We start from the raw sequence: 26,438 nt of genomic DNA, 5'->3' as shown, positions 1-26,438 counted from the left end.
ATGAAAGTACTCAAGCACCTGCTGAAGAATAATTATGAAAAAAAGAAGCTGCAGCAGCAGCTCGATCTTATTCGTAACAGCGATTATTTTGATGCCAACTACTATCTCCAGCAGAATCAGGATGTGGCAGCGGCTGGCATCGATCCCGCTGAGCACTTTCTGAAGTTTGGCGGTTTTGAAGGCCGCCAGCCGAGTGAGCGTTTTGATCCAGAGTTCTACTTACAGAAGTACGAGGATGTGGCAGAAAGCGGCATGAACCCCTTACTGCATTTCATACAAAGTGGGGCAGAAGAAAACAGGGAACCGTTGTCTGCTTCGGATGTAAACAAAACCGAGGTTGCCGTAGATAATGAGCAGATCGATTGCGGCCTGCAATTACTGCAGCTGCTATTGCTGCAAGGCAATTATGCCGATTTCGATGCACTGATGGCACAATTGCAGCTCAATCAGCTTACCGACCAACCCAATCATGCATTAGCATTGCAGCAGTTACAGCTGGAACGTTGGTTGGCTGCAGGGGAGGCCACAGCATGTGCTTCCTGGTTAAAGAAACATCAAAGTCATGACTTTTACTGGTTTTATCAGGCCAAGCTACAGCTGTTTGCTGGTGATTATCAGGCCGCTTTAAAGGCCGCTCAGAGCTTTCTGTATCGGCAACCTATCGTGGATGAGGGTTTTTATCTGCTGGCTGATGCTGCCGTTGGTCTGAATGAGCCGGAGCAAGCCTGGCAAAGTGTCAATCAATCCATTGCCCACACCAACAGAGCTCGAAGCTTTCAGCATTTGGCGCAGCTGGTACAAACGCCGTCCTCGCTGGATGGCTATTTGACCACGCTTCGGCAATGGTGTTTAAAAAAGCCTAACGCCAAGTACGAACCCGATATTACGGTTGCCACGGCATTGGCTTGCTGTCAAGCTGGGAATCTGGCGCTGGCTAAACAAGTACTGCACGACTGCATTGCCTTTCATCAGAGTCGGAAACATGGCTTTGCGCAGCTTCGGCAGCTCCTGGTAAGTTTTAGTGAGCATCCGCACCTGCCGCTATGGCCCCAGCCTTTCCAGCAGTTACCGGTTGCTAAAGCGCTGGATTGCCAGCGTCGAATGCAACTGGCCCTGCATGAACTTTATCGGCTGACAGAACAGCATTCGCAGCCGCCTTTTTTATTGCTGCACAGTTTACAGGCCGTTTTGCTTGGAACTGGCTTTGATCCCGAGCGATTACTGACGCTAGGGATAGCACCAGAAGCTGATCGTGTTGCGCTCGTACAGTTATTGCACAGCAGTTCGTCCTTTCGTGTGGTGGAGCACAATGATCAACAGCTGCGGTTGCAGCACAGCAACGGTATTGTGGTTATGCTTTACTACCATCAGCAACAGGACAATGGCTGGCAGTTTTGCGATCATGGTGTCCGTTGGCTCAGCCCGGCTGTGCAAGTGCAGGCGCACCCATTGGCAGAAGGTTTTGTTTTTATTCCCGCTGCGGCCGGGGAGTACCTGGCTCACTTTTATGAAGACTGGGCCCAGCCTAAGCTGGATTTTGTGGTGCAAAGCCGCAACCGCAAACTGGTTAATCAGGATCAATACAGCATCTATTGTTACCGCCGCCTGCTGACAGCACTGATGGCAGAGGATGGGCAGACGGAAGTACTGATGCTGCGTGAGCTCAGCCACTATGAAAGTAAGCACAGCTACCAGCAACTGGTGGGCAGCAATTACTGTATTCCAACCTTGCAGAAAATTAAAGCCGATGGTATTGAGCTGGTGCTGTATGTTACCGGGCTGGAAAAAGTCGCTTATCAGGGCAATATGTGGATCCCCGTATTGGAGCAGTTAGCTGTTAAATCCGCCATTGTGATCCGGGAAAAGCAAACGGCACAAGACTTAGTCAAAACCAGGCTGCCGGTGTATTTTATGAATACCATGCGGGAGCTGGAATTGCTGGACCAAGCGGGTGTAAAAACCATTTTGTATCCGGCCAATACCCAAAAAAATGTACAGACCCTGCGCTTTCATTCCATGAATCACTTTTTTATTAATCATGGTGATAGCGATAAAGTCGTTAATCAAAGCAAGTTTTTAATGGCCTACGACAAGCTGCTGGTGGCAGGCCCCTTGGCTGAGCAGCGAATACGTTGCGCTGGCTTACCAGTGCGTGAAGGCCAGATTGAGCATGTAGGTAGGCCCCAGGTAGAACTAATGCTGGAGCGAACCGATGGCGTTTGCCGCAGCATCAAAACGATTTTGTATGCGCCGACTTGGGAGGGCTTCGTAGAGGAGGCCAACTACTCGTCAGTGAATGAGCTGGGCTATGCCATGCTGCAGCAGTTGCTGCAGCATGGTGGCTATAAAATCCTGTTTAAGCCACACCCTTATACAGGTTTCAACCAGGCAGGTGACTGTGGTCTTTACCTTGAAAGAATGCGCGATCTAGCCACACAGTATCCACAATTCGAGCTGGTGGATATCGACAGTGGCATTCACCCCTGGATGAATGCCTCTGATCTGCTGATTACCGATATTTCCAGCGTGCTTAATGATTACCTGCACACGCTGAAACCTATCATCTTAATGAATCCTAAGGGGTTTTCTCAGCAAGAGTTGGCTGGCCAATTTCCCTCCAGTGCTGCTGCGTACCCGTTCAATCGCGAAGCTAATGTACTTAGCTTGCTGCAGCAAATTCAGCAAACGGATGATAAAAGAGAGGCGCGTATACAAACGTGTAAGCTTGCGTTGGGGGACTTTCCAGAGGGAGCTTTGCAGCGATTTTCTCAGGTTGTGACCAGGAGTTTGTCGCTGAAAAGCCGGTAAGGTGCTTTGCTTCGCATACAGCCAAAGCTTACCGAGCCGGATACAGGGCTATGATGTGTTTTTCAGCCACTTTGCATAAGAGCCTGCGTGAGCAGGCCTTTGAAAGACGTGAATTAAGTATGGGGAAATGAAGTGTGTTTTTTTACAGCATAGATGCGTTGAGCCGTGGTTTAACCAATTCATTAAGCAAAATTATTACAAGGGAATGCCGTGATTAATTTTAACCTAACCTCTTCTAAGAACTACATTGGTGTTCAATCACAACTGAACAAACTTATTCAACAGCACTTACCAGCAGGCTCATATACAGAAACAACACTTGAGTATGTCGAAGGTGCGCTAAATTTTACAATGTTTGTAAGGCAGCAGGCCGATGTATTGATGTCGCATGGGGCTGCTGATAAGAATTACCATTGGAAGAAGTACCTTGATAAGAGCTTCGTCAACGAGCAGACACGCAGAAAGCACTTGTTTGTGCCGGGAAATCTGCTCGTTGACCGGATCAGCCAGTCCAGGAAATTACCCAGCTTCAATCGAACGAACGTTCACAGCGTAGGCTGGCCGCGGCTGGATGCGTTGATTGCCTTGCAAAACGAGTACGATAAAGATAAACCTGCAGCAAGAAAAAAAATGTTCTCTGGGCACCAACGCATGATTACAACCGCAAAGGTGTAAATGAAGATATTATATCTTCCTATCCTGATTTTGAGCCCTACCTGGAACAGCTAGCCGCACATTATGATGTGCACGTTTCACTGCACCCACGCAACCGCAAAGACAAAAAGCCCACCTATCAACAGTTGCTGGAAGCCGATGTGGTGATTTCAGATCTTGGCACCATGGTTTGGGAAGCCTGGGCTTTAGGAAAAACGCTTATATTTCCGGATTGGATTATCAAAGAAAGAATGCTCAAGCATAAGAAGAACTCCGCAGAATGGCGGATTTTTGCCGAGGACTATGGGCTTCACGCTTCAAGCATTGAGCATATGAAGGATTTGATTGCAGAATCACCGGCAATGGATACTCGTACCAAAGAGTTCTTTGAATACTACTTAGATCCGAAGTACTTAGGTTGCAGTGGCAAGCGGATTGCTGACTTGCTTTTAGCTTTGGATAAATAATTTTAAGGTTATGGGGTTTTTATGAGTTTTTATATTGAGCGGCATAAACGTGAGTTGGCTGCACTAAAAAGTAACTATCAGGTACGAGACGATATCATTACCATTGATGGCAAAATCCCACTGACGTATTGGATTAATACGGAAAACTTTGGTGACTTATTGTCTCCCTGGTTGTACGAAAAAATGACTGGGCTTCCGGTCGAGTACAGTCCTGGTGACTGTCCTTCATACATTGGTATTGGTTCAATTCTTAAGCGCACAACCGATCATAGTATCGCCTGGGGTACCGGATCTTTTGGAACCGAACCGCGAAAGCAGGTTGCTGTAAAAGCCCGTTATTTAGCGGTAAGAGGACCATTAACACGTGCCCGGATAAGAAATACTGGCGTAGATTGTCCGGCTGTTTACGGTGATCCAGCGCTATTAACGCCGATGTATTACTGGCCTGAAATAGAGAAAAAATACGAGTTAGGCATTGTACTTCGTTGGTCTGAAAAAAAATGGGTGAACAGGGATTTTGGCCCAGGGGTAAAAAAAATCTACCTAAAAACCACCGACATAGAGGGCGTGCTGGATGATATGCTCAGTTGCAAGCGCATTATCACCTCTTCACTGCACGGCTTAATTATCTCAGACGCTTATGGCATTCCCAGCGCCTGGCTTGACTCCCATACGCCAAAAGGGGGAGAGTTTAAATTTTATGACTATTTCTTAACAGTGAACAAAGTCAGGCATGCGCAACGATACGATTTAAGTGACGGGTCTATCGAGTTAATTGATTTGTTAGCGGCCTTTGAATTTGATAGCAAAATCATTGATTTTGATTACGAAGCTCTGCTAGATGCATGCCCACTGTTGTCAAAAATACCTTAACCAGTGATCGTCTTGAAAAGCCGGCGCTAGCGAGCCAGGAAAAACCGCACTTTTCCTGGCGACTCCGCAAAACGTCATGGATGCCGCATCAGGATGGAAACAAACGATCGAGCTATATGTTTAAATTGGTTTCGGGAAAGCCGTGCTGCAGGTGGTCAATTCAGCAACAGCAAATAGCGATTAACAGGTAACCTTTATGAAAAAAATTCATATCAATATCAACGATACCAAGAATTACCACAGTGTTCAGCAGCAGGTGGTCGATGAGATTTGTGGTTATCTTCCAGATGGTGAAAACACCAGCCGCTCCATCAATTATAACCGTCCGGGAGCGGTCAATATCAGTCTCTTTGTGCGCCATCCCGCCGAGGTCTATGTAGGCCATAATCTGGCAGACAAAAACTACCTTTGGTCGAAAACAGACACCGGTGATCGCTTTATCAATCAGTTTGAGCTGGTGTTTGTGCCCGGGGCCTGGCTGAAAAAGCGTCTGCTGCAAAGTAAAACTGTGCGTTTGCACCCCAGTCAGATTGTAGTGGCAGGCTCCCCCCGGGTGGACTACTTAAAGCGCCTGCAGTCACAAATGCCCGCAGTATCCGGCAAGCTGCGAGTCTTGTGGGCACCGGGGCATGATAACTGGAAAGACAAAGATGGCTCGGCCATGGGCAGCTACCCACAATTTCAGGGCTATCTGGATAAACTGAGGCGGGACTTTGAGGTGACCTCGGTAGTACACCCCCGCAACCGCAAAGACAAAACCGCCATTACCGAAGCTTTGTTGCAAGCCGATGTGGTGATTTCAGATTTCAGCTCGGTGATCTATGAAGCCTGGGCACTGGGTAAGCCCGTGATTTTCCCGCGTTGGCTGCTTGGTGATAAGGTATTAAAGCGTGCCCCCACTTCGGCCGAGGCCTATATTTTCGCTGAAGGTCTTGGCTATCATCCTCAGAGCATGGAGGAACTGATTCAGATTCTGCAACAGGGGCCAGTCATTTGCGAGCGCACCCAGCAGTTTATTGAAGAATACATTTATCAGGACGACCACCTGAGTGCCGGGCAAATCATAGCGCAGCATGTCATCAATCTTGCCGATGCCGACAGCAAAGCAGGGCGTGCTACTCTGGAAGCAACCGCTACCAGTTTGCTGCGGCAAAAAGAGTGGCTGCAAGCGGAGCAAGCTTACCGCCAGCTTATAGAGCAATCCTTAGGGCAGGCCGACTACTATCGGCAACTTGCCCTGTGTCTGAACCGGCAAAACAAAACCTGGCAGGAAGTCGAAGCTTTAACCGCGGCCCTGGCCATTGAAAATCTGGATGCGTTGCTGAATATTCAGCTTGCCCAGGCACAGGAAAAAATGCGGCGTTACCGCGAGGCAGCACAATCCTTTGCCAAAGCCATTGAGCTGGATCCTAAGCATCAGGATGTCAGCTTGTGGTATTTTCAGCAAGCCGCCGCTTTGCAGCAATGCGGTGAGGCAGCTGACGGAATGTCGATCAGGCAATTACAGGCGCAGGCTATCGCCAGTGATAAAATGCTCAACAGTGCAGAGCTGGGGCTAGGCATCTTTTATCAGGCATTAGAGCGTTGGCACGAGGGCTATCGGACCTTTGTTGCCGAGATCTCAGCCAAACCCGGCCATGCCGTCTTGCATGCGCACGCTGCCTATTGTGCCATGCGCAGTTATCAATGGGCAGATGCAGTGCAACACTGGCAATTGGCGTTAGCCATGCAGCCCACTCAAGCCGAATGGCACTACCGTCTGGCCATTAGCTATGAACAATTGGCCAGCTTGGCTGAGGCTGCCGATGCCTTTGCACTGGCTGTTGCGTTAAAGCCAGAGCAGCGGTACTGGCATTATCGTTATGCCCGTTGTTTAACCGCTCAGCAGCGTTGGCAAGAAGCCCTGCAGGTGTTTGCAGCCATGCCGGCTGCAGTGCTAACAACCACCGAAGATAAAGCTACCGACGCCTTGGTACTGGCCGCCGTATCGCCCGCCCGCCAGCTGCCCGCCAACCAGCATCTGTTATCCATGCCGGCCAACCCGGCCTGGCAGCAAAAAGCCACCGCCGCTCGTGATCTACTGCGCCAGCAACTGCAGCAGGATACGGTGTCGGCTGAAGTCTGGTTTGGTTTGGCGCAGGCCCATGCCGTTTTGGCCGAATGGCCAGAGGCCGCCGAAGCGGCAGCACAGGCCATCGCCCGTTCGGCAGAGCACCAGCCGCTTTATTTTGAGTTGCTGGCAGCCTGCCAGGCGAAGCAGGGGCTGCAGCAGCAGGCCTGCCACAGCTACCTGCAATGTTATAATCTAGAGCCGCCGTTTGGCGATGAGCCAGCCAGCACCCCACTCAGTGCCACCGTCTCGTTGCTGGCGCGTTATGCCCATTACCGGGAAACCTTGCCGCTGCAGCCGCGCTGCATTGTGTATGAAAGCTTTAACGGCAATGGCATGTCGTGCAATCCGTACGGCCTCTTTGTCGAGCTGTTGCAAAGCGAAGACTTTGCCCATTACACCCATGTCTGGGTGATCAACGACCTGGCGCGGATCCCGCAGCAATACCGGCAGCAGCCGAACATTGTCTTTGTGCCCAAAGCCAGCGATTTGTATTTACGTTACATTGCCAGCGCCGCTTATTTGATCAACAACAGTGGCTTCCCGCCGTACTTCTCTACCCGGCCGGATCAGCGTTATCTTGCCACCTGGCACGGCACGCCATTAAAGACCCTTGGCAAAGAACAAAAGTACAAGTTTTTTGATCACAAGCGAACGCAGCGTAACTTCCTGCAAGCGACGCATCTGATCACGCCTAATCCTCACACCACCGGCATCACCATCAACAGCTACGACTTAAAGCCGTTGTTTCAGGGCAAGCTGGCAGAAACAGGCTACCCGCGCATTGATCGCACCCTGAATCTGACGGAGCAGGAAAAGCAGCAGCTAAAAATCAGCCTTGGGTTGCAGCCGGAGCTGCCGGTGGTGCTCTATGCCCCCACCTGGCGCGGCACTCTGACCGATGTGCGCTTCGATACCCGTAAACTGGCCGATGACATGACCCTACTCAGCCAGCAACCCTGCCAACTGCTGTTTCGCGGACACAGTCTGATGGAAGCCTTGCTGGCAGAGTCAGCGCTCAATTGCCAGGTGGTGCCGGAGTCTATTGATACCAATGAGTTGCTGGCCATCGTCGATGTCTTGATCACCGATTACTCCAGCATTTTCTTCGACTTCCTGCCCAGACAAAAGCCGATCCTTTACTACGCCTATGATCTGGCTGAATACGAACAGGAGCGGGGCCTGTACTTTGGCATGGAGCAAATGCCTGGTGCATTGTGTCAAAGCATTGATGAACTTAGCCAGGCACTGCAGCAAGCGTTAGCGCAGGGGCTGGCTGACCAGGAAGCCGCCTTTGCTGCCGCCAAAGCCGAGTTCTGCCCGCATGAAGATGGCCGGGCTGCCGTCAGGGTGATCGACTTCTTTATGCGCGATCAGCATCAGGCTGTGCAGTACGATGGGGCGCAATGGTCGCAAAAAATTGCACTGATTTGCCCGGGATCTTTTGCGCCCAATGGCATTACCAGTTCGTTTCAGAACCTGCTCGCTGCAACCGGGGATTCTGATTACCAGCTGGTGATCCCATTTTTGCCACACTCCATTGAGTCGGTACCGGCCAACCTGGAAAAGTTTTATGAATTTCCGCAGACACTCAGTTATCTGCCCCGCTATGGCAGCGTGGTGATGACCCTGCAGGAGCGCGAAGTTCGTTTACGGGCAGAAAAACAGTATTATCAGCACCTGACCGAGCAGGAATGGCGCATTCTGGCCGGCATGTATGCCCGCGACTTTACCCGTATCTTTGGTCCACGCCCCATTGATGTGGCCATCCACTTCTCTGGCTACGATTTGCTCTGGGCGAATTTGTTTGCTTTTGGTCAACAGATTAAGCAGCGGGTGATTTATTTGCATAACGATTTGCATGCTGAGTGGCAGGCGCGCTTTCCCTACCTGCAAAACATTTTCCATTTGTACCGCTTTTATCACAAACTGGTCTCCGTATCCGAGCAAACCAGCGCGTTAAACCAACAGAATCTGGCCGCTGCCTTTGGCCTGGACCCGGCACGTTTTTGCTTTAGCAACAACCTGCAAGATCCGGAGCGCGTCAAGCGCCTGGCAGCGGAACCCTTTGAACTGGCCAGTGATCAGGCGCTGTTCCGTCCCGGCTGCACTACCTTTATCACCATGGGGCGCTTATCGGTCGAAAAAGACCACCACAAGTTGATCGAAGCTTTTAGCCAGCTGCACGCCCGTTATCCGGCTACCCAGCTGATCATTCTTGGCAGTGGCCCTCTGCAAAGCGAGTTGTCACAGCAGATCCTGGCGAAGAAACTGCAAGGATCGGTGCATTTGCTGGGGCAGCGGAAAAATCCATTTCCACTGCTCAAAGCAGCGGACTGCTTTGTGTTATCGTCCAACCACGAAGGCCAGCCCATGGTGTTGTTTGAAGCCATGATCCTGCAAAAGCCAATACTCTCCACCGATATCACCGGTTCGCGCAGTGCGCTGCAAGGCCGTACCGGCACCCTGGTAGAAAACTCCGTGGCTGGCCTGTTGCAGGGCATGGAGCTTTTTTTAACCGGTCAGGATCAGCAGGAGCTGTTCGATATTCAGCATTATCAGCAGGAAGCACTCGCTATGTTTTACCGCACCATCGCTGAAGATAGCGATGCTTCGGAGTGAGCCATGACTAGCAAATCCCTGATCTTTGCAGGCCAGGCCGGTGTCGGCTACTACCCGCAAAACAGCCTGGAAGCCGCTGCTTTTAGTACGGCCCTTGGCGTCGATGGCATTGAGATTAGCGTGCAGTGGACGCGCGACCAGCAGTTGGTTTGTCACCAGCATCAGCGACTGGACCCGGCATTTACCCGCTCGCCGGATGGCTGTTGGCTGAACCAGGCCGAGCAATGGCCAATCGGGCAGCTTAGCTATGCCGAGCTGATGGAGTTTCGTCTTGGCGAGCTCAATCCCGAGCGGCAAGACCAGCGCAAACCACGCCGGCAAATGGCATTGGCGCATCCGATCCCGTTACTCAGTGACATGCTGAGCCAGCTAAGCCAGCAGTCCAGCGGCCAGCCCTTGCAACTGTTAATCCACTTGCCTTCGTTGCTGGATGAAATCGCGGTGGAGCCTGCCCTTATCCGGGCGGTGCTGCAGCAGGTGCTTGATTATCGCACCCGTCTGCACATTATATTCACCAGCTACGATTGGCGATTGCTGGCATTGATCAAACAAGCCGAGCCAGCGCAAATCTGTTGGTACCGGCTGCATCCCCCAGCCTGGTATCATCCGGACTGGGGGCAGCCCGTTTCGTTAAGCGAACCACAGTCGCAGGCACTGCTAGTGCAGCAAGGCTGGCACCAGCAGCAGCTGCCTTGGCTGGATGGGCTAAGCCCCGTTGATTACCATGATTTGATTGCGCAGGCGAAAGGCCGCGGCTGGCGTTTGTACTGCCATCACACCGCCTTGCCGTATCTGTCTGATGCGTCCGATGTCGCCCTTTGGACCGAGCAGCAGCACCAGCCAGAGATCTGCCAGCTGCTTGCGAACACAGCAGCTTATGCCGTGGTTAGCGACAGCCCCTTTAGTTACAGCCATCTGGCAACAGCAAAGTGTCGTGAACTGGTTGCTTTTGGTAAAGCTTGCCTCGAGAAAAAAAAATGGCAAGCCTTGATCGATAGTTATCTGCCAATAGTGCAAAGCAGTCAGGCGCGCTGCCATTTTGAGCTGGTGTATCGCCTGGCCATTGCACTACGACGTGAACAGCGCTTTAACGAATCGGAGCAGGTGCTGCAACTTGGCTTGAAAGCTTATCCGCACCATCACAATTTGTACATTGAGCTGGCCGCTCTGGAAAATCAGCGCGAAAACTGGAGCCAGGCGCTCAATTATTGGTACAAAGCTTTTCATATCGCGGAAGGTTTCTCGGTAATGAGTTATCAGCGCTTAACCAAAGCCATCATCATGAGTACCGAACAGCGCCCTGGTTTGCCAAAGCGTTTTATAAAGCCAGCAGCACAGCGCACAGCAACCCGTATTTTTCGGCGTATTTTTCCTATTTCTTAGTGACTCATCAGGTGCCGGATGAAGCTTTAGCGGCTGCCATCGACAAGCTCAGTGCCATGCAGGCGTCGAATTTTCTGTACCAGTACGGTGTGCCACACCTATACCAATTGCAGCAGCTGCGTTTACGTCAGGCCTTGCTGCAAAATCCACAGTTGCCTCAGCAGCCAGCGGCCTGGAACGAGCTGCTTAAAACCGACAAGCCAACCCGTCTGATGCCGCAGGATATCGCCAGCCTGACGGTGTTGCTGGAACAGTTATCGGATGCGAACGCCCGGCCATTCTACCAGGCGGTGTTGCAGGCCATTGAACCGCTGCAAGGCATGGCCAAACGCGCTTTAGTCAACCTTTGTACTGGTGATGCCAGCCAAAATCCAGAGGTGATGGCAACGGTTGAGGCATTATTGCCAGCCACAGCCAGCCAGCTGCAGGCGCACTGGCTGCCGGAGCAAGCCTGGTTGATTCTCAGCAATATTTTGCTGTTGCGTTTTCAGATTGCCGCCGCTTATCGTCTGCGCCAGCTGGCATTGGCTTGCCATCAGCAAGACAAGCAGCAACAGGGGCTGGCAGCCTTGGTGCTGGAGTCCACCAGTCCGGTCAGCGCCTTGCCAGCCGGCTGTGATCGCAAGCAACAGCAACAGCATGCCCTGGCGCAACTGCTGCGCGGTCAACCCGACCCATTCCGGCAAAGCTTTGCTTACCTGCGCGACCCGGCCTTTGCCGCCGCCATTGCCGGCAAGCGCATTGCCCTGGTAGGTCCGGTCGATGTGGGCGAGCGGCAAGGCGAGCTGATTGACCAACACGATTTGGTGATCCGACTGAATTACCAGTTGCCAGCCTACTGGGACCCGGCGCAGGCCGGTAGCCGCACCGACATCAGCTATTACGCCAATGACCTGATCAAAGGCGAAGACACCGATGCCGCTCTGGTGCAGGGCATGCAGCAATTGCAGTGGGTGGTCTTCGATACCCAAACCAGTCTGCCGGCCGGGGTCAAATTGGCCCGCGCGCGCTGTCAGCTGCCATACCGAGATTGCAACCCGGCTTACAAGGGCTATGTCAATGCCATCCAGAAAGTGATACTGGATTTACTGCTGCATCAGCCGGCCAGCATTCGCGTGTTTAACACCAACCTGTGGCTGGCCGACAGCACCATTGCCGGCTATCATACCGGCCACAAGCGCAACCAGGTGTCCCGCTTTATCTGGCACGATCCGGCCAGCAATTTCCGGTTTTTAAAGTGCTGCTTGCGGCATGGTTACATTCAGGCCGATCCGGTGTTAAGCCGCATTTTGCAACAAGATGAATCCGATTACATTCAACAACTGGATACCGTGATCCAGGCTCAGGAAGCTTCATGAAAAAAGTACGTATTTTAGGCGATCATTCCAATCTGCACTGCGGCTGCCAGGCTGTCATGGCGTATTTGCATCAGCTGCTGGATGGCCGTTATCAGCGGGTTGGTGATGGTGAGGACTACGATATCCTGCTGGTGAATGGCGAAGGCTCCATGCACGACAATGCCAAAGATCACAAAACCAAGCTCAATGCCATCAAAAGCGCGCAGGACGAAGGCAAGCAGGCATTTCTGATCAACAGCGTTTGGCAGAACAACAACAAAAGCTACAACAAGGTGCTGCAACAAATCCCGTCTATTGTGGTCAGAGAAGCTGCCAGTCAGCGCGATTTGCGCTTAAATCATGGCATTGAAAGTAGGGTGCGGCTGGATTTGTCCTATGCGGCAGCGGTGGATGCCAGTGCCAAAGTGACCGATTACGCCGGTGCTCAGTTGATCACCGATTTTTACTCAAAGGATTTTGGCGGTTGGGTCAAGTTTACTGCCGGCGGTGCCGGCAAAGCCCGCTCGCCGTACATTGATATGAAAAAATTCAGCTGGAGTGAACTGGTACGCTCCATGCAAACGGCCAGCTTATTGGTCACCGGCCGGCATCATGCCGTGTTTGCTGCCTGCAAAGCCAGGCTGCCTTTTGTCGCGCTGGAAAGCAACACCCATAAAATTTCTGGTTTTGTCAGCATGTCGAAATTGCCGGTACCTGTGTGCGATAGCCCAAGGCAGTTGAACAACGCCATCAAGTGGGCCAAAGAAAACCCGGCCGTGTACCAGGAATTTTTTGACTTCCTTGACGAGCAGCCAAGGTTTACACTGGCCGATATTGGCCTCTAAATACAACATGATCCAACAACGCAATGAGATACTGCCAGCATGTCTGAGTTAACGGCAACACTGATGGAAAGCTTTCACATCCCGGCCGAGGATGTGCAAAAAGCGCTGCAATACCAGCAACGCAATGGCGGCCGGCTGGAACAAATTCTGGTGCGGATGGGCGCTTTTTCCACCGAGCTGCTGCCTGCCTATTATGCCCGTTTGTTGCAGCTGTCCTTGCTAAGCGATAGTCAGTACCAGCAGTTATTGGACGATACCGACTGGCCGACACGTACCCGTCAGCAGTTGTCGTCGCAGCAACTTCACGCACTCCTGGAAAAGCATTGGCTGCCGGTGTACGCCAGCTGCCTGAATGGCGACACAGCCTTAACGCTGTTAAGTGCCAGCCCGGCAGAAATCGATGGCCTGGAGCGTGTAAGCCTGCTGTTTGGCGATGCGCTGCCAGCCATGCTGGTAGCCACCGAAGAGCAATGTCTGCAATTGCAGCAACGGCTGCAGGATGAACCCAGCCAAAGCAATGATGGCGATCTGAGCCTGCTGGAAGAAGATCGGCTCAGGGAACTGGCCAGCGAGGCGCCCACCGTCAACCTGCTGAATAATCTGATAGCCAAAGGCTTGCGCCGCCGTGCTTCCGATATGCATATCGAGCCGTGGAAAGGCAAGGGCCGGGTTCGTTACCGCATCGATGGCGTGTTGCAAGAAGCCGACAGCATCCCGATGAACCTGCTGTTGCCGGTGGTGACCCGCTTAAAGCTGCTATCCAAAATGGACATCGCCGAAAAGCGCCGGCCGCAGGATGGTAAAATCGAAATGCGGGTCGATGGCCGCACCGTCGATATCCGGGTATCGGCCTTGCCGGTGGGCGAAGGCGAAAGCGTGGTGATGCGTTTCCTGTTGCAGGATGCCTTGTCGTACGACATTGGCACTTTAGGCATCGAGCCCGATATCGAACAACTGCTGCTGCAGGACTTGCAGGCCACTTCGGGTGTTATTTTAATGACTGGCCCTACCGGCTCCGGTAAAACCACCAGCTTGTACTCGTTTTTATCGCGCCGCAACGAACCCGGTGTCAAAATCATCACCATCGAAGATCCGGTCGAATACCAACTCGATGGCATCAATCAGGTGCATGTTCAGGCCGATATCGGCTTTACCTTTGCCAATGCACTGCGCAGCGTGGTGCGCCAAGATCCGGACATCATCATGGTGGGGGAGATCCGCGATAAAGAAACCGCCGGTATCGCGTTGCAATCGGCCTTAACCGGTCACCTGGTGTTCAGTACCTTGCACACCAACGATGCCCCCTCCGCCTATACCCGCTTGCTGGATTTAGGCGTCGAGCCCTTTTTGTTAAGTGCCGCCGTCAAAGTGGTGTTAGCGCAGCGGCTGGTGCGTCAGTTGTGTTCACACTGCAGCGTGCCGGATCCCGAGGCGGCAGCAAAAGCGGGGCTCTTGGGGCTTGACTGGCTTGCCGGGCAGCAGGGCATTACCCCGGATTACCGCAAAGCCCAGGGTTGCGAGCACTGCAATCACACCGGCTACCGCGGCCGGGTCGCCATTATTGAGTACCTGCGCTGCGACAATGAATTACGTGCCTTGCTCGGCCACAGCAACTTTTTAATGGAAGCGGCCCGGTTAAACCGTGAACGTGGTTTTCGTAACTTACTGGAAGATGGTGCGCTAAAAGCCATGCGCGGCCAAACCAGCTTAGAAGAAGTGATCAGGGTGGCCGGCTGATGCAGCGCTTTGTCTACACCGCCTACAACCGCTCCGGGGTCAAACAGCAAGGCACCCTGGAAGCTGCCAGCGAAACCGAGGCACGGCAGCGCCTGCTGGACGACCAATTGCTGATTGCCGAACTTAGCCTGCAGCAAAGCAGCGCCGGAGCTCCATTGCTTGGCGGTAGCCGTCTTAGCACGCAGGACATCGAGTTTTTTACCAGCGAACTGGCGCTGCTGCTGCGCTCAGGTTTAAAACTGGATAAAGGCCTGGCAATTTTGCGGCACAATGTGCAAAAACCGGCCTTGCGCGACTTATTAAACCGCCTGTTGCAAAAACTTAAGCAAGGCGAGCAGCTGTCGGCTGCTTTGGATGGTGAACCCGGCTTTAGCAGCCTTTATGTTGGTCTGGTGAAAATTGCCGAGGAAACCGGCGATCTCACCGGCGTGTTCGAGCGCCTGTCCGGCGAACTCAAATACCAGCTCGAACTCAGCGGTAAAATCAAGCAGGCGCTGGTGTATCCATCGGTGATCCTGGTGGTCTGCCTGTTGGCACTGGCTTTTATTTTTAATTTTGTCATTCCCAACCTAAGCAGCATGTTCCGTGAGGGGCAGGAGCTGCCAGGCTATACTCAGGCGCTACTGGCTATCACCCACTTTATGCAAAGTTACCAGTGGTATCTGTTGGCGGTGCTGTTGCTGGGCGGTTACCTGCTGTGGCAGCAGCGTCAGTCCCCCTGGGTGCAGCAGTTGTTAGAGGGGCTGCGTGAAAAAGCACCGGTCTTTGCCAGTGCCAATTTGCTGGTCGAGCGCATTCGCTTTAATGCCGCCCTGGGCACCATGCTGGCCTCGGGCGTTGCCATCGACCGGGCACTGCGTTTTGCCTGCCAAACTCTGCGCACCCGCAGCTTGCAATACGAAGTACAAAGTGCTCAGGAACAGATCCGCCGCGGTAATGGCCTGGCCAAAAGCCTCAGCGAAACACGGCTGTACCCGCCATATTACGCTGCCTTACTGGCCATCGGAGAAGAGAGTGGTGCCCTGGCCGGCGTGTTTCAGGAAATCGCCGATCGTTCGCGCAAGGTGTTCTACGAATGGGTAACCCGTTTCACCAACCTGCTCGAACCCTTGTTGATTATGTTTATGGGCCTGGTGGTGGGCAGCATTGTGGTGGTGATGATGCTCAGCATTACCGCCGTCACCGATATGCCACTATGAATTTGCCATGAGAAAGCGCGGCTTTACCCTGATAGAGTTGTTGATAGTGATGGTGATAGGCGCCGTCTTACTGAGTTTTGTCGGGCCGGTCGGTTTTCACCAGTATCAGCGTAGCCAGCAGCTAAAAGAGCGCGAGCAGCTGTACCGCATTCTCGATCACAGTCAGTTCGAAGCCCAGCTTGCGCGCAGCCCCCGCCAACTGCTGCTTGAAGACAACCGGGTAAAGCTGCTTGATGGCGACAACAGCCGCGAATGGCTGTTTGAGCATCTGCTGTTTGAACCCCAGCAATTGCGGGTCAACGGCAACGGCTTCTGGCAACAACCGGCCTTGTACTGGAGTGAGCACGACCAGCCCTGGCGTCTGCAACTCAATCCATCGTCGATCCAGCATGAGCAGCTCATCAGCCGGCCTGTGGGCGAACGCTTGCCAGGCCATGCCGGGAAACTGCCATGAATCAGCGTCTGCACCAGGGAACAGGGTTTACCCTGATAGAAATTCTGATAGCGCTGACCATTTTGTTCAGTGTCGTTACCACCGGTTTTATCGCTTATCAGACAGCCCTGGCGGCCAGTGACCGCGCCAATCAAACCACGGTGCTATTGACCGCCTTGCCTTTTATACAGCAACAGATCCGCAACGACTTATTGCAGCAACCTACCCAAGGTGAGGGTCAGGGGACTATGCTGCTGGTTGGCTACCGTTTTCGCAATCAGGCTGGCGAGCTAACCGCTGCCCCTGAATTTGCCGATGAGCTGGAGATAGGTGCTGAGCCACACCGGCCACGTTTTCGCCTGCATCACATCGAGCTGGAGCTTAGCTACCAGCAGCAAGTGCGTACTTTTTCATATCGGGAGCTGACATGGATCGAGTAAATCCTCACCCATGCAGCCCCACCAGATGCCGGGCAAACTGCGCCACCAGAGCAATCAGAGCACAGCGTGGTTTTACCCTGATTGAAGTGCTGCTAGCCATTACCCTGCTCAGCCTGTTAATGCTTTCTGCCGTCATGGCCTATGACTTTATGCAGCAAAACTGGCAACGCAACCAGGCCAGCCAGCAGCGCAGCCAGCAGCATCATGCGCAGTGGCAGCTGTTGTACGATGTACTGGTGAATACTTTCCCTAAGCTGGTGCAGCAGCAATCGCTGCAAAGCCAGCGTGGTGACAGCGGTGCGGTCGGTTTTTACTTTTTGGGCCGTGAGAATGGTTTTACTGCCGTCAGTGCCACCAGCATGCAGGACCCAGCCAGCGCAGCAGTATACCGCTTGTTTAAAGAGCCGGATCCGGCTCAGCCGGGTTTATGGCAACTGGTGTACGAAGAAGCCTTGCTCAAAGAGCAGCTGCTGGCTTACGCCGAGCAGGAACTGCCGTTTGCCTTTCGCCGGGTATTGCTGACAGGCCAGCAGCAGCTGGAGTTTGCCTATCGGGGTTATGCATCGTTGCAACAAAAACTGCAGGCGCAGGATGATCCAGCAACATCTTTATCCTGGCAGAGCGAATACGACGGTATACAAGCACTGTTGCAGCCTGAGCAATTGCACATAAGCAGCGATAGCTGGCAATGGCAGCAAAGGTTTGATCACAGCGGCAATGAGCAGTTGTCGCAACTGGATGGTGGCTTATGAGCATGGCCAGTGCAAGTGTGCAAAGGGGCATCGCCCTGTTTCAGGTGTTGCTGATGACGGCGATTTTCAGCATGCTGTTATTGCTGATGGTGGCCAGTGTGCAGCAACACCAGCGCCAGGTACAACAGCTGCTGGATGCCAGTACGCAGCAACTGGCGTTGTACTCGGCTGCTAATACGCTTAGTTTTGCCTTACTAACCGAAGAATGGCAGGGGCCTGACAGCGGCGAGCAGGCGTATGGCTGGAATTTTTACAGCTATCCATTCGACTGGTTTGTCCCGGCCAGTTCAGAGGGTAGCCAGGACAATCACAGCCAGGCCGTAGTAGCGATAGAAGCCCGGTTACAGGATCTGAATGGCTTGCTGGATTTGCGCTTTCCATCCCCGCTGCATCAACAATGGTTGCAACAACAAGGCATCGACAGTTTGTCTGCCAGCCAGATGGTAAACACCCTGCGCGATGCTCAGCGGTCAGAGCCGGCCGCCCGTTTGCCGTTTGCAGCACCAGGCTTTCACCTGCAACATGCCAGTGAAGCCATTGCCTTACCCGGCTGGCAACCAATGGCAGACAGCCAGCTGTGGCAGTACACCCGAGTGCTGGGCGACGAGTTCAACTACCTGACGGCACCCGATCCCATTCTGGCTGCGTTGCTCCCACCTGCACAGTTCGATATACTCCGCCAGTGGCGACAGCAGGGCAGGGTTGATAGGTTTCGCTTTAGCGAACTTACCGGCATCGAACCGGATGAAGGAGCCACATTTTTTGCAAGCCGCGAACTTATCATGGTGCTGCGCTTGGGCCAGCAACAACGCCAACTGCAACTGCGTATTGATGCCGGGGCCGATATCCCGGTGCTTATCCGTCAGCAGCACCGTGGGGCCCGGTAATGCAGCCCCGGCAATCGGCGCAATGGCCAGCTCAGTACACAGGAGAGAGCAACACGTGAATCCAAGGGGAACCATTATGGCCGGGAGCCAACCGTATGCCTGAAACGCACACTGCCACTACCCCTGCCTATGTGCTAAAGGCGCCAGCCTGGCTGCAAAGTCAGCTGCAGTACCTGGCCCGGGATGGTCAGCGTTACAGCTGGCAACAAGGCCAGCTGCAGCCAGTGCAGCGACCGGTTGGCTCTGTGCTGGTGTTATCGCGCCATGGCTACGACGAGCAACACGAAAGCTTTCAGATCGCCTCTCGCAGCGCTTTGAAAAAAATTCTGCACCAGCGCGATCAGGGCCGGCTGTGTTATCATTTGATTGGTGACTTGCACCATGGCCAGCGCCGGGTGGTAAGCATCACGCCAAAAGCCGAGCTGGCGGATAGCTGCCGGCAGGCCCGGCTGGTACTGCCCATCAGTCTGTTGGTGCATGCCAGCCGCCAGCCAGGCTTGCACAGCCTGGCTATGCCCGATGGCCATTTTTATCAGTTCAACCAAAACAATCACGAATTCAGTTCCTTGCCAGCCAATGCCCTGGTTGCTACCGAAGAGCGGGCTTTGCAGCTGCTGGGTGGTCATAGTGCCGTGCCCAAATACCAGTGGGCCGGGCCCGGGCTAGCCAGGCTTTGGCAGTTTGTCTTGCGGCTGCCTGCCAGTAGCTGGTTGGATTGCCGCAATAGCCGGGCGGGCAATCAGTCATTGCGTGCCTGGCTGCCTTTTGCTGGGTTAAGTGCGGTGTTGGCATTGATGTATCTTTATGGCAGCACCGCCTTGCTATCGCAGCAGCTTGAGAGCCGCCAACAGCAATTAAACCGGCTGAACACCGAGGTGGCCAGTGTGCTGGATGCCCGCTCGTCCTTGCAGCAGGCCGAAGCTCTGGTGCAGGCACTGAGCCGCTACCAGCAAGATAACCTGGCCGGTGAAGGGCTCTGGACCCTTGTTGCCCTGGCCCAACTCAACAACATCAACCTGACCCTGGTAGAAGGCGACAGCGAAGCCTTGCGTCTGCAGGGGCATGCAGCCAGTGCGACCGATTGGTTGCAATTGCTGTTAAGCACAGAAGAAGTGCAAAGTGCCGACTTTTTTGCACCGGTACGCCGTGATACCCAGGGCCGGGAGCAATTTTCCATTGTGCTGGAATTAAAGCCGGTGCAGGCGCTGTCTGCAGAGCCCGCGGCTAGCAGCAGCGCTGACCTAACTGAGGAAGCAACAGTGGTGGAGGCGCCATGACCAGCAGCAAACAACAGGCTTTACTGGCTATCGCCGCCGTACTGGCCCTGCTGCAATTTGTGGTGGTGCCCAAGATTCAGCAACAGAACCAGTTGCAGCAAGAGCTCAACCAGGTCAGCCAGCAGTTGGCCAGGGTGCAGGCGATGGTGGCCAGTGAAGCCGAGCTGCAACGCGCACTGGCAGAACTGCCCGCCCTGCAGCAGCAGTTGGCCAATCGCTATCCGCAGCAACAAGCCGGCCAGTCGATGGGGCAGGTGCGGCTTAATTTGCAGCAGCAGTTGCAGCAGCAGCTGGCCAGCCATCAGCTGGAGCTCACCGTGTTTGACTGGGTGGGGCAGCGCAGCGAAGCGGATTTAGGGCTGGAGCTCAACCAGGCCAGGCTGCTGGTGCGCGGCCAGCCCGTCCAACTGATGCAGGGGTATCTTGCTTTGTTTGGCGGTCAAAACGGGTTATCCGTTCAGCACGCAGAGCTGCGTACTACCGCTGCCAGTGGGCAGCGTAGCCAGCCCGAAGCGACTTTAACCCTATTGGTGCAAGCCATTGTGCTGCAACCAGCGGCGCTGGATGCAGCCTTGCCGCAAGGAGATGACTAATGGGCGCTGTACTCAGGCAGGCCTGGCAAAGCCTTAGCGCGCAGCCGGCCAAAACCACACTGGTGCTTGTGCTTACCCTGCTGCTGCTTGGTAGTGATTTTCGCAGCCGTTTATACACCCCCATTGATCTTAGCAATCAGCAGGGCTTTGCATCGCTGCAATTGCCAGCGACTGCCACCGCACCACGCCAGAGTGAGCCTATGCAGCGTTGGCTGGCACAAAGCAGCGCCCATCATGCCCAGCAAGCGGCAGAGGCAGAAAGCACGGCAGAGGCCAACAGCAGCCAGGTTGCACTGCCCGGTGCTACCGAGCTGGATGATAGCCGTTTGGTGGTACGAGCTACCTTTATATCCCGCTCGCTCAATCAGCGGCTGGCATTGATCGAACTGCAACAAGGCGATGGACCGGCCCGGCTTATCACCGCCCGCGAGCAGGATACCTTTGGCCGTTTTCAATTAACGCAGATAGGCGTGCATCAACTGCGCTTTACCGACCCGGCGAAGCCGGATCAAGCCGCCATCATTGCCCCGGTGTTTGCCGGTGCTTCTACTTTGCAACAAGGACCGAACGATGCATCTGAGAACTAACCGTGCTTTTTCATTGTTGGCTGGCTTTTGTCTGCTGGCGTTAACCGGCTGTGCTACCCAGTCGGTCAACTACCCGGTCAATCCATCCCGCATGGCGGCACCGGCACCGGAATACCAGGCGGAGGATCTGCCCGAGTCCGATGCGATGGATGTATCTGCTGGCTTTACCCGCTTAACGCCATTGCCGGCCGATACCAGGGCTTTGCAGCAACAAACCGATTTGGCGCAGCAATTCTCCAGCCGCGATCAGCATCAACTGGCGCTCAATCAGTTGCCGTTGCCGGAATTTATTCAGCAGGTATTTGGCGAAGTCCTTAAAGTCAATTATGTGATTGCCGATCAGGCGGCCAGCAGCAAGCGACTGAACCTGAATGTGCAGGAGCCCATCAGCTCACGCCGTTTATTTTTACTGACCAGCCAGCTGCTGGATGAGCAGAACCTGCAGGTTTCCCAGCGCGAAGAGGTATTTTACATTCACCCCAAAGATCGCCAGAGCACCGCCAATGTAGTGATAGGCTTTGGCCGCCGGGCCGGCGATGTACCCGATACCATTCAGCAGGTGCTGCAGGTGGTGCCGCAACGTTATGGCATTAAAACCAGCGTGGAGCGCACCTTACGCAGTTTAACCAGTGCGCAGATTACCGCCGATTTTGAGCAAAATGCCTTTTTTATTCAGGGCAGCCGCTCGGAAGTGCTGCGGGCCCTGGATTTACTGTCGTTGTTGGATACGCCGTCGAGCCGAGGCCGTTACGTTGGCCTGATGCAGCTTACCTACATCACACCAAACGAGTTCAACAGCCAACTGACCGAGCTGATGCAAGCCGAGGGCTTTAATGTCAGCACCAGAGCCGCAGCTGGCCCGGCCCTGTTGTTGGTGCCCATTAACCAGATTGGTGCCATCGCACTCTTTGCCGGCGATGCCTTTGTGCTGGACAGAGCCGAGTACTGGGCCAGTCAAATCGACCGGCCAGGCCGCGGCAACGATAAACGCTACTTTCTTTACCACCCACGCTACGCCCGGGCCTCGGATCTGGGCCAATCGGTGGCCCCCTTAATTGGTGCCAGCTTGCCCGGTACCGGTAGTAGCCGGCGTGATACCCAAAGTGCGCAGCAGGGCATGGAGCAAGGTACTCAGGGCCGCGAGAGCCGCGCTCAGAGTGGGGCGGCTTCCGGCAGTACGGCCGATGGTGATATCCGTTTAACGGTGGATGAGCGCTCCAACACCTTGTTGTTCTATACCACCGGCACCGCTTATCAGTCGTTGCTGCCGATTATTGAGCGGCTGGATGTACTGCCCAAGCAAATTTTGCTGGATGCCACCATTGCCGAAGTGACCCTAACCGACGAGTTTGCCCAGGGCTTTGAATTTGCCTTTCGCAGTGGCCGCTTAACCGGCGGCACCCGGGGCGCTTTTGGCACCCTCGGTATGGGGGGCTTTGCGCTCAACTGGGGCGATGGCGTCTCGCAAATCCTGGCCCGGCTTTCGGCCAGCAGCAGCCTGGTCAATATCTTATCCAACCCCACCCTGGTAGTGCGGGATGGCGTTGCTGCTACCATCAATGTTGGCGAAGAAATCCCTACCGTAGGCAGCACCAGTGTCAACCCCAATACTGGCGCCGAGACGGTCTCCATTGTCTATCGTAAAACCGGTGTTAAGCTAACAGTAACGCCGACCATCAATGCTCAGGGCCTGGTGGTGCTGGAAATTGATCAAAGCATTTCCAATACCAGTCCTGGCGGGCCGCAGCTGGCCGGGACCTCCAGTATTTTTGACCGTAGCATTCAAACCGAGGTGCTGGCACAAAGCGGTCAGACCGTGCTGTTGGGCGGGCTGATTTCAGAGCGCAACACCGAAGGCAGCAGCCATGTGCCGGGCTTAGCGCGGGTTCCGTTGCTGGGTCACTTATTTAAAGGCCAGGAGCAGGGGCAGGTAAAGACCGAACTGGTGATATTTATTACGCCCCGGGTGATCGACAGTGTAGACGACTGGCAGCATATCCGTGCTACAATAGCGGAAGGCTTGACAAACATCCGGCTTTCGGATTAAAAAGGGCAGGCTCACTGTCGGGTTTTTTGACAGTGTTGGTTTTGGGACAGCGCAAACACACTATTTGGGGAGTTTTGCTGCAATTTTCGGCATTTACTTCTGGTTTGTCGTTCTATAATAAAAAATTGCTTTTTATTTGATTGACATAGTAAAAAGCATTCATGATAATCAATTCGCACCGTTCTAGAGCGGTTGTTTTTACTAAAGAGAAAAAGGGCACGAAGCCTGAAATCTCAAATTTCATGAAATTGGAGAAAGACATGACAAACATGTTTAAGAAAACCTTAATTGCTTCAGCGGTGCTGGCATTTGCTGGTGCAGTTCAAGCAGCTGAGTTGAGTGGTACCACACATGAGGTCACTGCACCGTACCTTGCGTCAACTGGTGCAAACCATACAGCAGCAAGTTTTACTATTGAGCTGGGTGCTGATTATATACCCTGAATGATACCCTGACACTGACCTTTACTGCGCCAGTAGCAACTGCATTACCAAGCAGCTTTGTAGCAGCGACTGGTACCACAGCAGCTGTAACCTTCAGCTTAATCTCTGGTGGCGCAGCAAACAGCACGTCAGCGACTTACCGTGTAACCGCTATTGATACTTCCAATGGCAACAGCAGCATTGGTTCTGTTGGCACTATCCCTGCACTGGAATTTGCTAAGTCAAATCTGGCCGCTGGTGCTACAGTGCATTTTTCTGCAAAAACCAATACAGGTCTTGATCTGGACACTGGTGGTACTAATGACGAGCGTAAGGTTGATCTGGTAAAAGTAGTTTCTCAGTTCACAACAACTGCTCCTTCGTTTGCACGGGTGATCGATGTTGAGCAGCAACGTCGTCGCTTTACAGACGCAGATGCACCGAATGGTGATTACACTGTTGATGGTCAGTTCAACATCGTGTCTTTAGTGACTGGTGGTAATGTCTACGCCCGTCCTATTACTGGTGTTAAGCACACTTTAGCCGGTGACTTCAGCTGGGTACGTGATACCGATGCTAACACTGCTGGCATTCAACCTGCAGCTGGTGTGTTCGTAGTAGATCCTGCAACCTGCCCTGGCTTGGCCAACTTAACAGTTACTGTTAATGCAGTAAGCTTTGAGTGTACTGCTGTCGCAGCTAACACCACGTTGACTATCGATCCAGAAGCCAACCGTACTGCAACTCACAACCCAGTGCTGCCTACTCAGACTTTCAGTGCAACGTCTGAAGTAACTTACTCTGGCCCAGTTGCTACTGGTAAAGTGTTTGATGCTGTTGGTGCTGGCAGCTGGACCCTGAACGGTTCTTCAGTCTACATCCCGTACATGCTGTACGGACCGACTGCTGAGCAAACCATTCAGCTGACCAACAAAGGCAACCAGAATGGTGATATCTTCGCTACTGCAGTAGTTGGTGGTAACACTTTGGATCTGGGTAAAGTTGGTACTTCGAATGCTCGTACTGTGACCTCACTGAACGCAGCTATCCGTAATGCTATGGTTGCTAAAGGTGTGAACCTGGCTGGCCCGGGCAACTTCGCAGTAGGTCTGACTCTGGTAACCAACGTTCCAGAGCAAGACGTAACTGTGTACTCTGCTTACCAGCGTGGCAACGGCGACCGTCTGGTTGTTGTAAACGATTCTAACGGCAAGTAATTGCTGCTTTAGTTTCACGCTTTTAAAAACGCCCTGCGGGGCGTTTTTTTATGCCTGCAAGGCTGCACGTTGCCGCTTAAACGCAGCGATAGGCTGTAAAAATAAGGCAAAGCACCGTACAATAGCCTTTTCTGTTTCCGGGGTTCTTGCATGACGCTGTACCTGCATATTGGCAGCCATAAAACCGGTTCTACCTCGCTGCAGCGCTGGCTGAATTCACAGCGCAGCTGGCTGCTGGACAATGGCCGGCACTATTACCGTGGCCTGCATTTTCCGAACAACCACATTGAATGTTACCTCGCTACCATGCGGCCAAACCGCGACTCTTTTGCCCGCCAGGCGATAAAAGCATTTCCGGCCGATTACTACAGCCAGGTAAAACAGCGGCTGGCTGCTTTTGCTGCCGAACAACCGGGGCTGGATAAGGTGATCAGCACCGAGGGCCTGTCTTTGCTGCGCTTTGAAGACGAGCTGGTGCTGCTAAACGATCTACTGGCTGCAGTGAGCTGCGAGATTAAGATTGTGCTGTACCTGCGCGATAAAGCGCAGTATCTGGCGTCCTACCGGGCGCAGCTGGCGAAAAAACCGGGCCGGCGGCCATCCAAAGATTATTGGTCGGCACTTTATGTCGAAGACGATACCTGGCTGACCGATTACGATGCGCTAATTGCTGCTTACACCGCGGCCTTTGGCCCGGAGGCCATCACCATCATCGATTACGATGCGCAGATGCAGCAGCAGGGCGATATTATTCCGTCTTTTATCCACTGGCTGGGGCTGGATGCCAGCGACGAGCTGCGCGATAGCATGCAGGCCTTTCAGTTAAACCGAACCTTGAGTGCCGGCTGATGCATGCATCCCATCTTGCTGTACTGGAAAGTGAAGCCATCCATATCTTCCGCGAAGTAGCGGCCGAATTCGACAAGCCGGTGATGCTGTACTCGGTGGGCAAGGACTCCTCCGTATTGCTGCATCTGGCGCGCAAAGCCTTTTATCCGGCAAAAATTCCTTTCCCGCTGCTGCACATCGATACCACCTGGAAATTTGCGGAGATGATTGCCTTTCGCGATCGGATGGCGCGTGAGCTGGGTTTTGAGCTGCTGGTGCATACCAATCCGGATGGGCTGGCGCAGGGCATAGGGCCTTTTAGCCATGGCTCGGCCAAACACACCGATGTGATGAAAACCCAGGCACTGAAACAGGCGCTAAAGCAGCATGGCTTTGATGCTGCGTTTGGCGGCGCGCGCCGGGATGAAGAAAAATCCCGCGCCAAGGAGCGGGTATTTTCGTTTCGTGATAAGCAGCAGCGCTGGGATCCCAAAAACCAGCGGCCGGAGCTGTGGTCTATTTACAACACCAGGGTTGATAAAGGCGAGAGCATCCGGGTGTTTCCGTTATCCAACTGGACCGAGCTCGATATCTGGCAATACATTTACCAGCAGCAGATCCCGATCCCGGAGCTGTATTTTGCCAAAGAGCGTCCGGTGGTGGCGCGCGATGGCGGCTGGATCATGGTCGATGACGAGCGGATGCCGCTGTTGCCGGGGGAGACGCCACAATTGAAAAAAGTGCGTTTTCGCACCCTGGGTTGCTACCCGTTGACCGGCGCTATTGCATCAGACGCCGATACGCTGCCGGCCATTATTCAGGAAATGCTGCTGACCAAAACTTCCGAGCGTCAGGGCCGGGTCATTGACCGTGATAGCAGTGGCAGCATGGAAAAGAAAAAAATGGAGGGGTACTTTTAG

Annotated in this window: 22 protein-coding genes; all 22 read left to right on the top strand. The window is 53.6% G+C overall.

The genetic code is table 11. The features are described from left to right. The 22 genes from BLW37_RS05805 (at position 1) to cysD (ending at position 26,438) form a co-directional block, all read left to right on the top strand. Complete coding sequence (locus BLW37_RS05805; RefSeq protein WP_171907556.1) at positions 1-2,808, top strand: CDP-glycerol glycerophosphotransferase family protein; 2,808 nt, start codon at positions 1-3, stop codon at positions 2,806-2,808. Between the two features lie 210 nt (positions 2,809-3,018). Continuing rightward, positions 3,019-3,483: a hypothetical protein gene (locus BLW37_RS05800; RefSeq protein WP_091340887.1), complete on the top strand. Its 465-nt coding sequence runs from the start codon at positions 3,019-3,021 to the stop codon at positions 3,481-3,483. A gap of 68 nt (positions 3,484-3,551) precedes the next feature. Continuing rightward, a complete protein-coding gene (locus BLW37_RS05795) occupies positions 3,552-3,929 on the top strand; it encodes a hypothetical protein (protein ID WP_091340885.1) in 378 nt (125 codons plus the stop codon). A 21-nt stretch (positions 3,930-3,950) separates the two neighbouring features. After that, positions 3,951-4,802, top strand: coding sequence for a polysaccharide pyruvyl transferase family protein (locus BLW37_RS05790; RefSeq protein ID WP_091340883.1), 852 nt, complete (start codon positions 3,951-3,953; stop codon positions 4,800-4,802). Between the two features lie 196 nt (positions 4,803-4,998). Then, positions 4,999-9,534, top strand: a complete 4,536-nt coding sequence (locus BLW37_RS05785; RefSeq protein ID WP_091340881.1) for a CDP-glycerol glycerophosphotransferase family protein — start codon at positions 4,999-5,001, stop codon at positions 9,532-9,534. A gap of 3 nt (positions 9,535-9,537) precedes the next feature. Continuing rightward, complete coding sequence (locus BLW37_RS05780; RefSeq protein WP_091340879.1) at positions 9,538-10,917, top strand: glycerophosphodiester phosphodiesterase family protein; 1,380 nt, start codon at positions 9,538-9,540, stop codon at positions 10,915-10,917. A gap of 11 nt (positions 10,918-10,928) precedes the next feature. Next, entirely contained in the window at positions 10,929-12,275 is a 1,347-nt protein-coding gene (locus BLW37_RS05775; RefSeq protein WP_139243664.1) for a glycosyltransferase family 29 protein, read from the top strand. After that, positions 12,272-13,099 carry a polysaccharide pyruvyl transferase family protein gene (locus BLW37_RS05770; protein WP_091340875.1) on the top strand — a complete coding sequence of 276 codons (828 nt, stop codon included), beginning with the start codon at positions 12,272-12,274 and terminating at the stop codon, positions 13,097-13,099. The genes BLW37_RS05775 and BLW37_RS05770 overlap by 4 nt, the downstream gene beginning before the upstream one ends. Positions 13,100-13,138: 39 nt before the next feature. Then, on the top strand, positions 13,139-14,836 hold the full coding sequence (locus BLW37_RS05765) for a GspE/PulE family protein (protein WP_091340873.1): 1,698 nt from the start codon (positions 13,139-13,141) through the stop codon (positions 14,834-14,836). Next, positions 14,836-16,035: a type II secretion system F family protein gene (locus BLW37_RS05760; RefSeq protein WP_091340871.1), complete on the top strand. Its 1,200-nt coding sequence runs from the start codon at positions 14,836-14,838 to the stop codon at positions 16,033-16,035. Before BLW37_RS05765 ends, BLW37_RS05760 begins: the two co-directional genes overlap by 1 nt. A gap of 7 nt (positions 16,036-16,042) precedes the next feature. Next, positions 16,043-16,489, top strand: coding sequence for a type II secretion system protein (locus BLW37_RS05755; protein WP_091340869.1), 447 nt, complete (start codon positions 16,043-16,045; stop codon positions 16,487-16,489). After that, the gene (locus BLW37_RS05750; protein ID WP_091340866.1) at positions 16,486-16,908 is read left to right on the top strand and encodes a PulJ/GspJ family protein; all 423 of its coding nucleotides are present in this window, start codon (positions 16,486-16,488) and stop codon (positions 16,906-16,908) included. Before BLW37_RS05755 ends, BLW37_RS05750 begins: the two co-directional genes overlap by 4 nt. After that, positions 16,896-17,660 carry a prepilin-type N-terminal cleavage/methylation domain-containing protein gene (locus BLW37_RS05745; protein WP_091340864.1) on the top strand — a complete coding sequence of 255 codons (765 nt, stop codon included), beginning with the start codon at positions 16,896-16,898 and terminating at the stop codon, positions 17,658-17,660. The genes BLW37_RS05750 and BLW37_RS05745 overlap by 13 nt, the downstream gene beginning before the upstream one ends. Then, entirely contained in the window at positions 17,657-18,547 is an 891-nt protein-coding gene (locus BLW37_RS05740) for a hypothetical protein (RefSeq protein WP_091340862.1), read from the top strand. Before BLW37_RS05745 ends, BLW37_RS05740 begins: the two co-directional genes overlap by 4 nt. A gap of 95 nt (positions 18,548-18,642) precedes the next feature. Further along, positions 18,643-19,824, top strand: coding sequence for a hypothetical protein (locus BLW37_RS05735; protein ID WP_091340859.1), 1,182 nt, complete (start codon positions 18,643-18,645; stop codon positions 19,822-19,824). Then, positions 19,821-20,417, top strand: coding sequence for a hypothetical protein (locus tag BLW37_RS05730; protein WP_091340856.1), 597 nt, complete (start codon positions 19,821-19,823; stop codon positions 20,415-20,417). Before BLW37_RS05735 ends, BLW37_RS05730 begins: the two co-directional genes overlap by 4 nt. Further along, positions 20,417-21,004, top strand: a complete 588-nt coding sequence (locus BLW37_RS05725; RefSeq protein ID WP_091340853.1) for a hypothetical protein — start codon at positions 20,417-20,419, stop codon at positions 21,002-21,004. The genes BLW37_RS05730 and BLW37_RS05725 overlap by 1 nt, the downstream gene beginning before the upstream one ends. Next, positions 20,988-23,051: a secretin N-terminal domain-containing protein gene (locus BLW37_RS05720; protein WP_091340850.1), complete on the top strand. Its 2,064-nt coding sequence runs from the start codon at positions 20,988-20,990 to the stop codon at positions 23,049-23,051. The genes BLW37_RS05725 and BLW37_RS05720 overlap by 17 nt, the downstream gene beginning before the upstream one ends. Positions 23,052-23,212: 161 nt before the next feature. Further along, positions 23,213-23,494 (top strand): hypothetical protein, encoded by a 282-nt coding sequence (locus tag BLW37_RS18595; protein ID WP_139243663.1) that lies wholly within the window; start codon positions 23,213-23,215, stop codon positions 23,492-23,494. Then, positions 23,491-24,690 carry a hypothetical protein gene (locus BLW37_RS05710; RefSeq protein ID WP_342744200.1) on the top strand — a complete coding sequence of 400 codons (1,200 nt, stop codon included), beginning with the start codon at positions 23,491-23,493 and terminating at the stop codon, positions 24,688-24,690. The genes BLW37_RS18595 and BLW37_RS05710 overlap by 4 nt, the downstream gene beginning before the upstream one ends. A gap of 150 nt (positions 24,691-24,840) precedes the next feature. Next, positions 24,841-25,539: a hypothetical protein gene (locus BLW37_RS05705; RefSeq protein ID WP_091340844.1), complete on the top strand. Its 699-nt coding sequence runs from the start codon at positions 24,841-24,843 to the stop codon at positions 25,537-25,539. Next, on the top strand, positions 25,539-26,438 hold the full coding sequence (gene cysD / locus BLW37_RS05700; RefSeq protein ID WP_091340843.1) for a sulfate adenylyltransferase subunit CysD: 900 nt from the start codon (positions 25,539-25,541) through the stop codon (positions 26,436-26,438). Before BLW37_RS05705 ends, cysD begins: the two co-directional genes overlap by 1 nt.

Source organism: Alkalimonas amylolytica, assembly GCF_900107845.1.
Classification (GTDB): domain Bacteria; phylum Pseudomonadota; class Gammaproteobacteria; order Enterobacterales; family Alteromonadaceae; genus Alkalimonas; species Alkalimonas amylolytica.
This window is presented reverse-complemented; position numbering and strand designations above follow the sequence as displayed.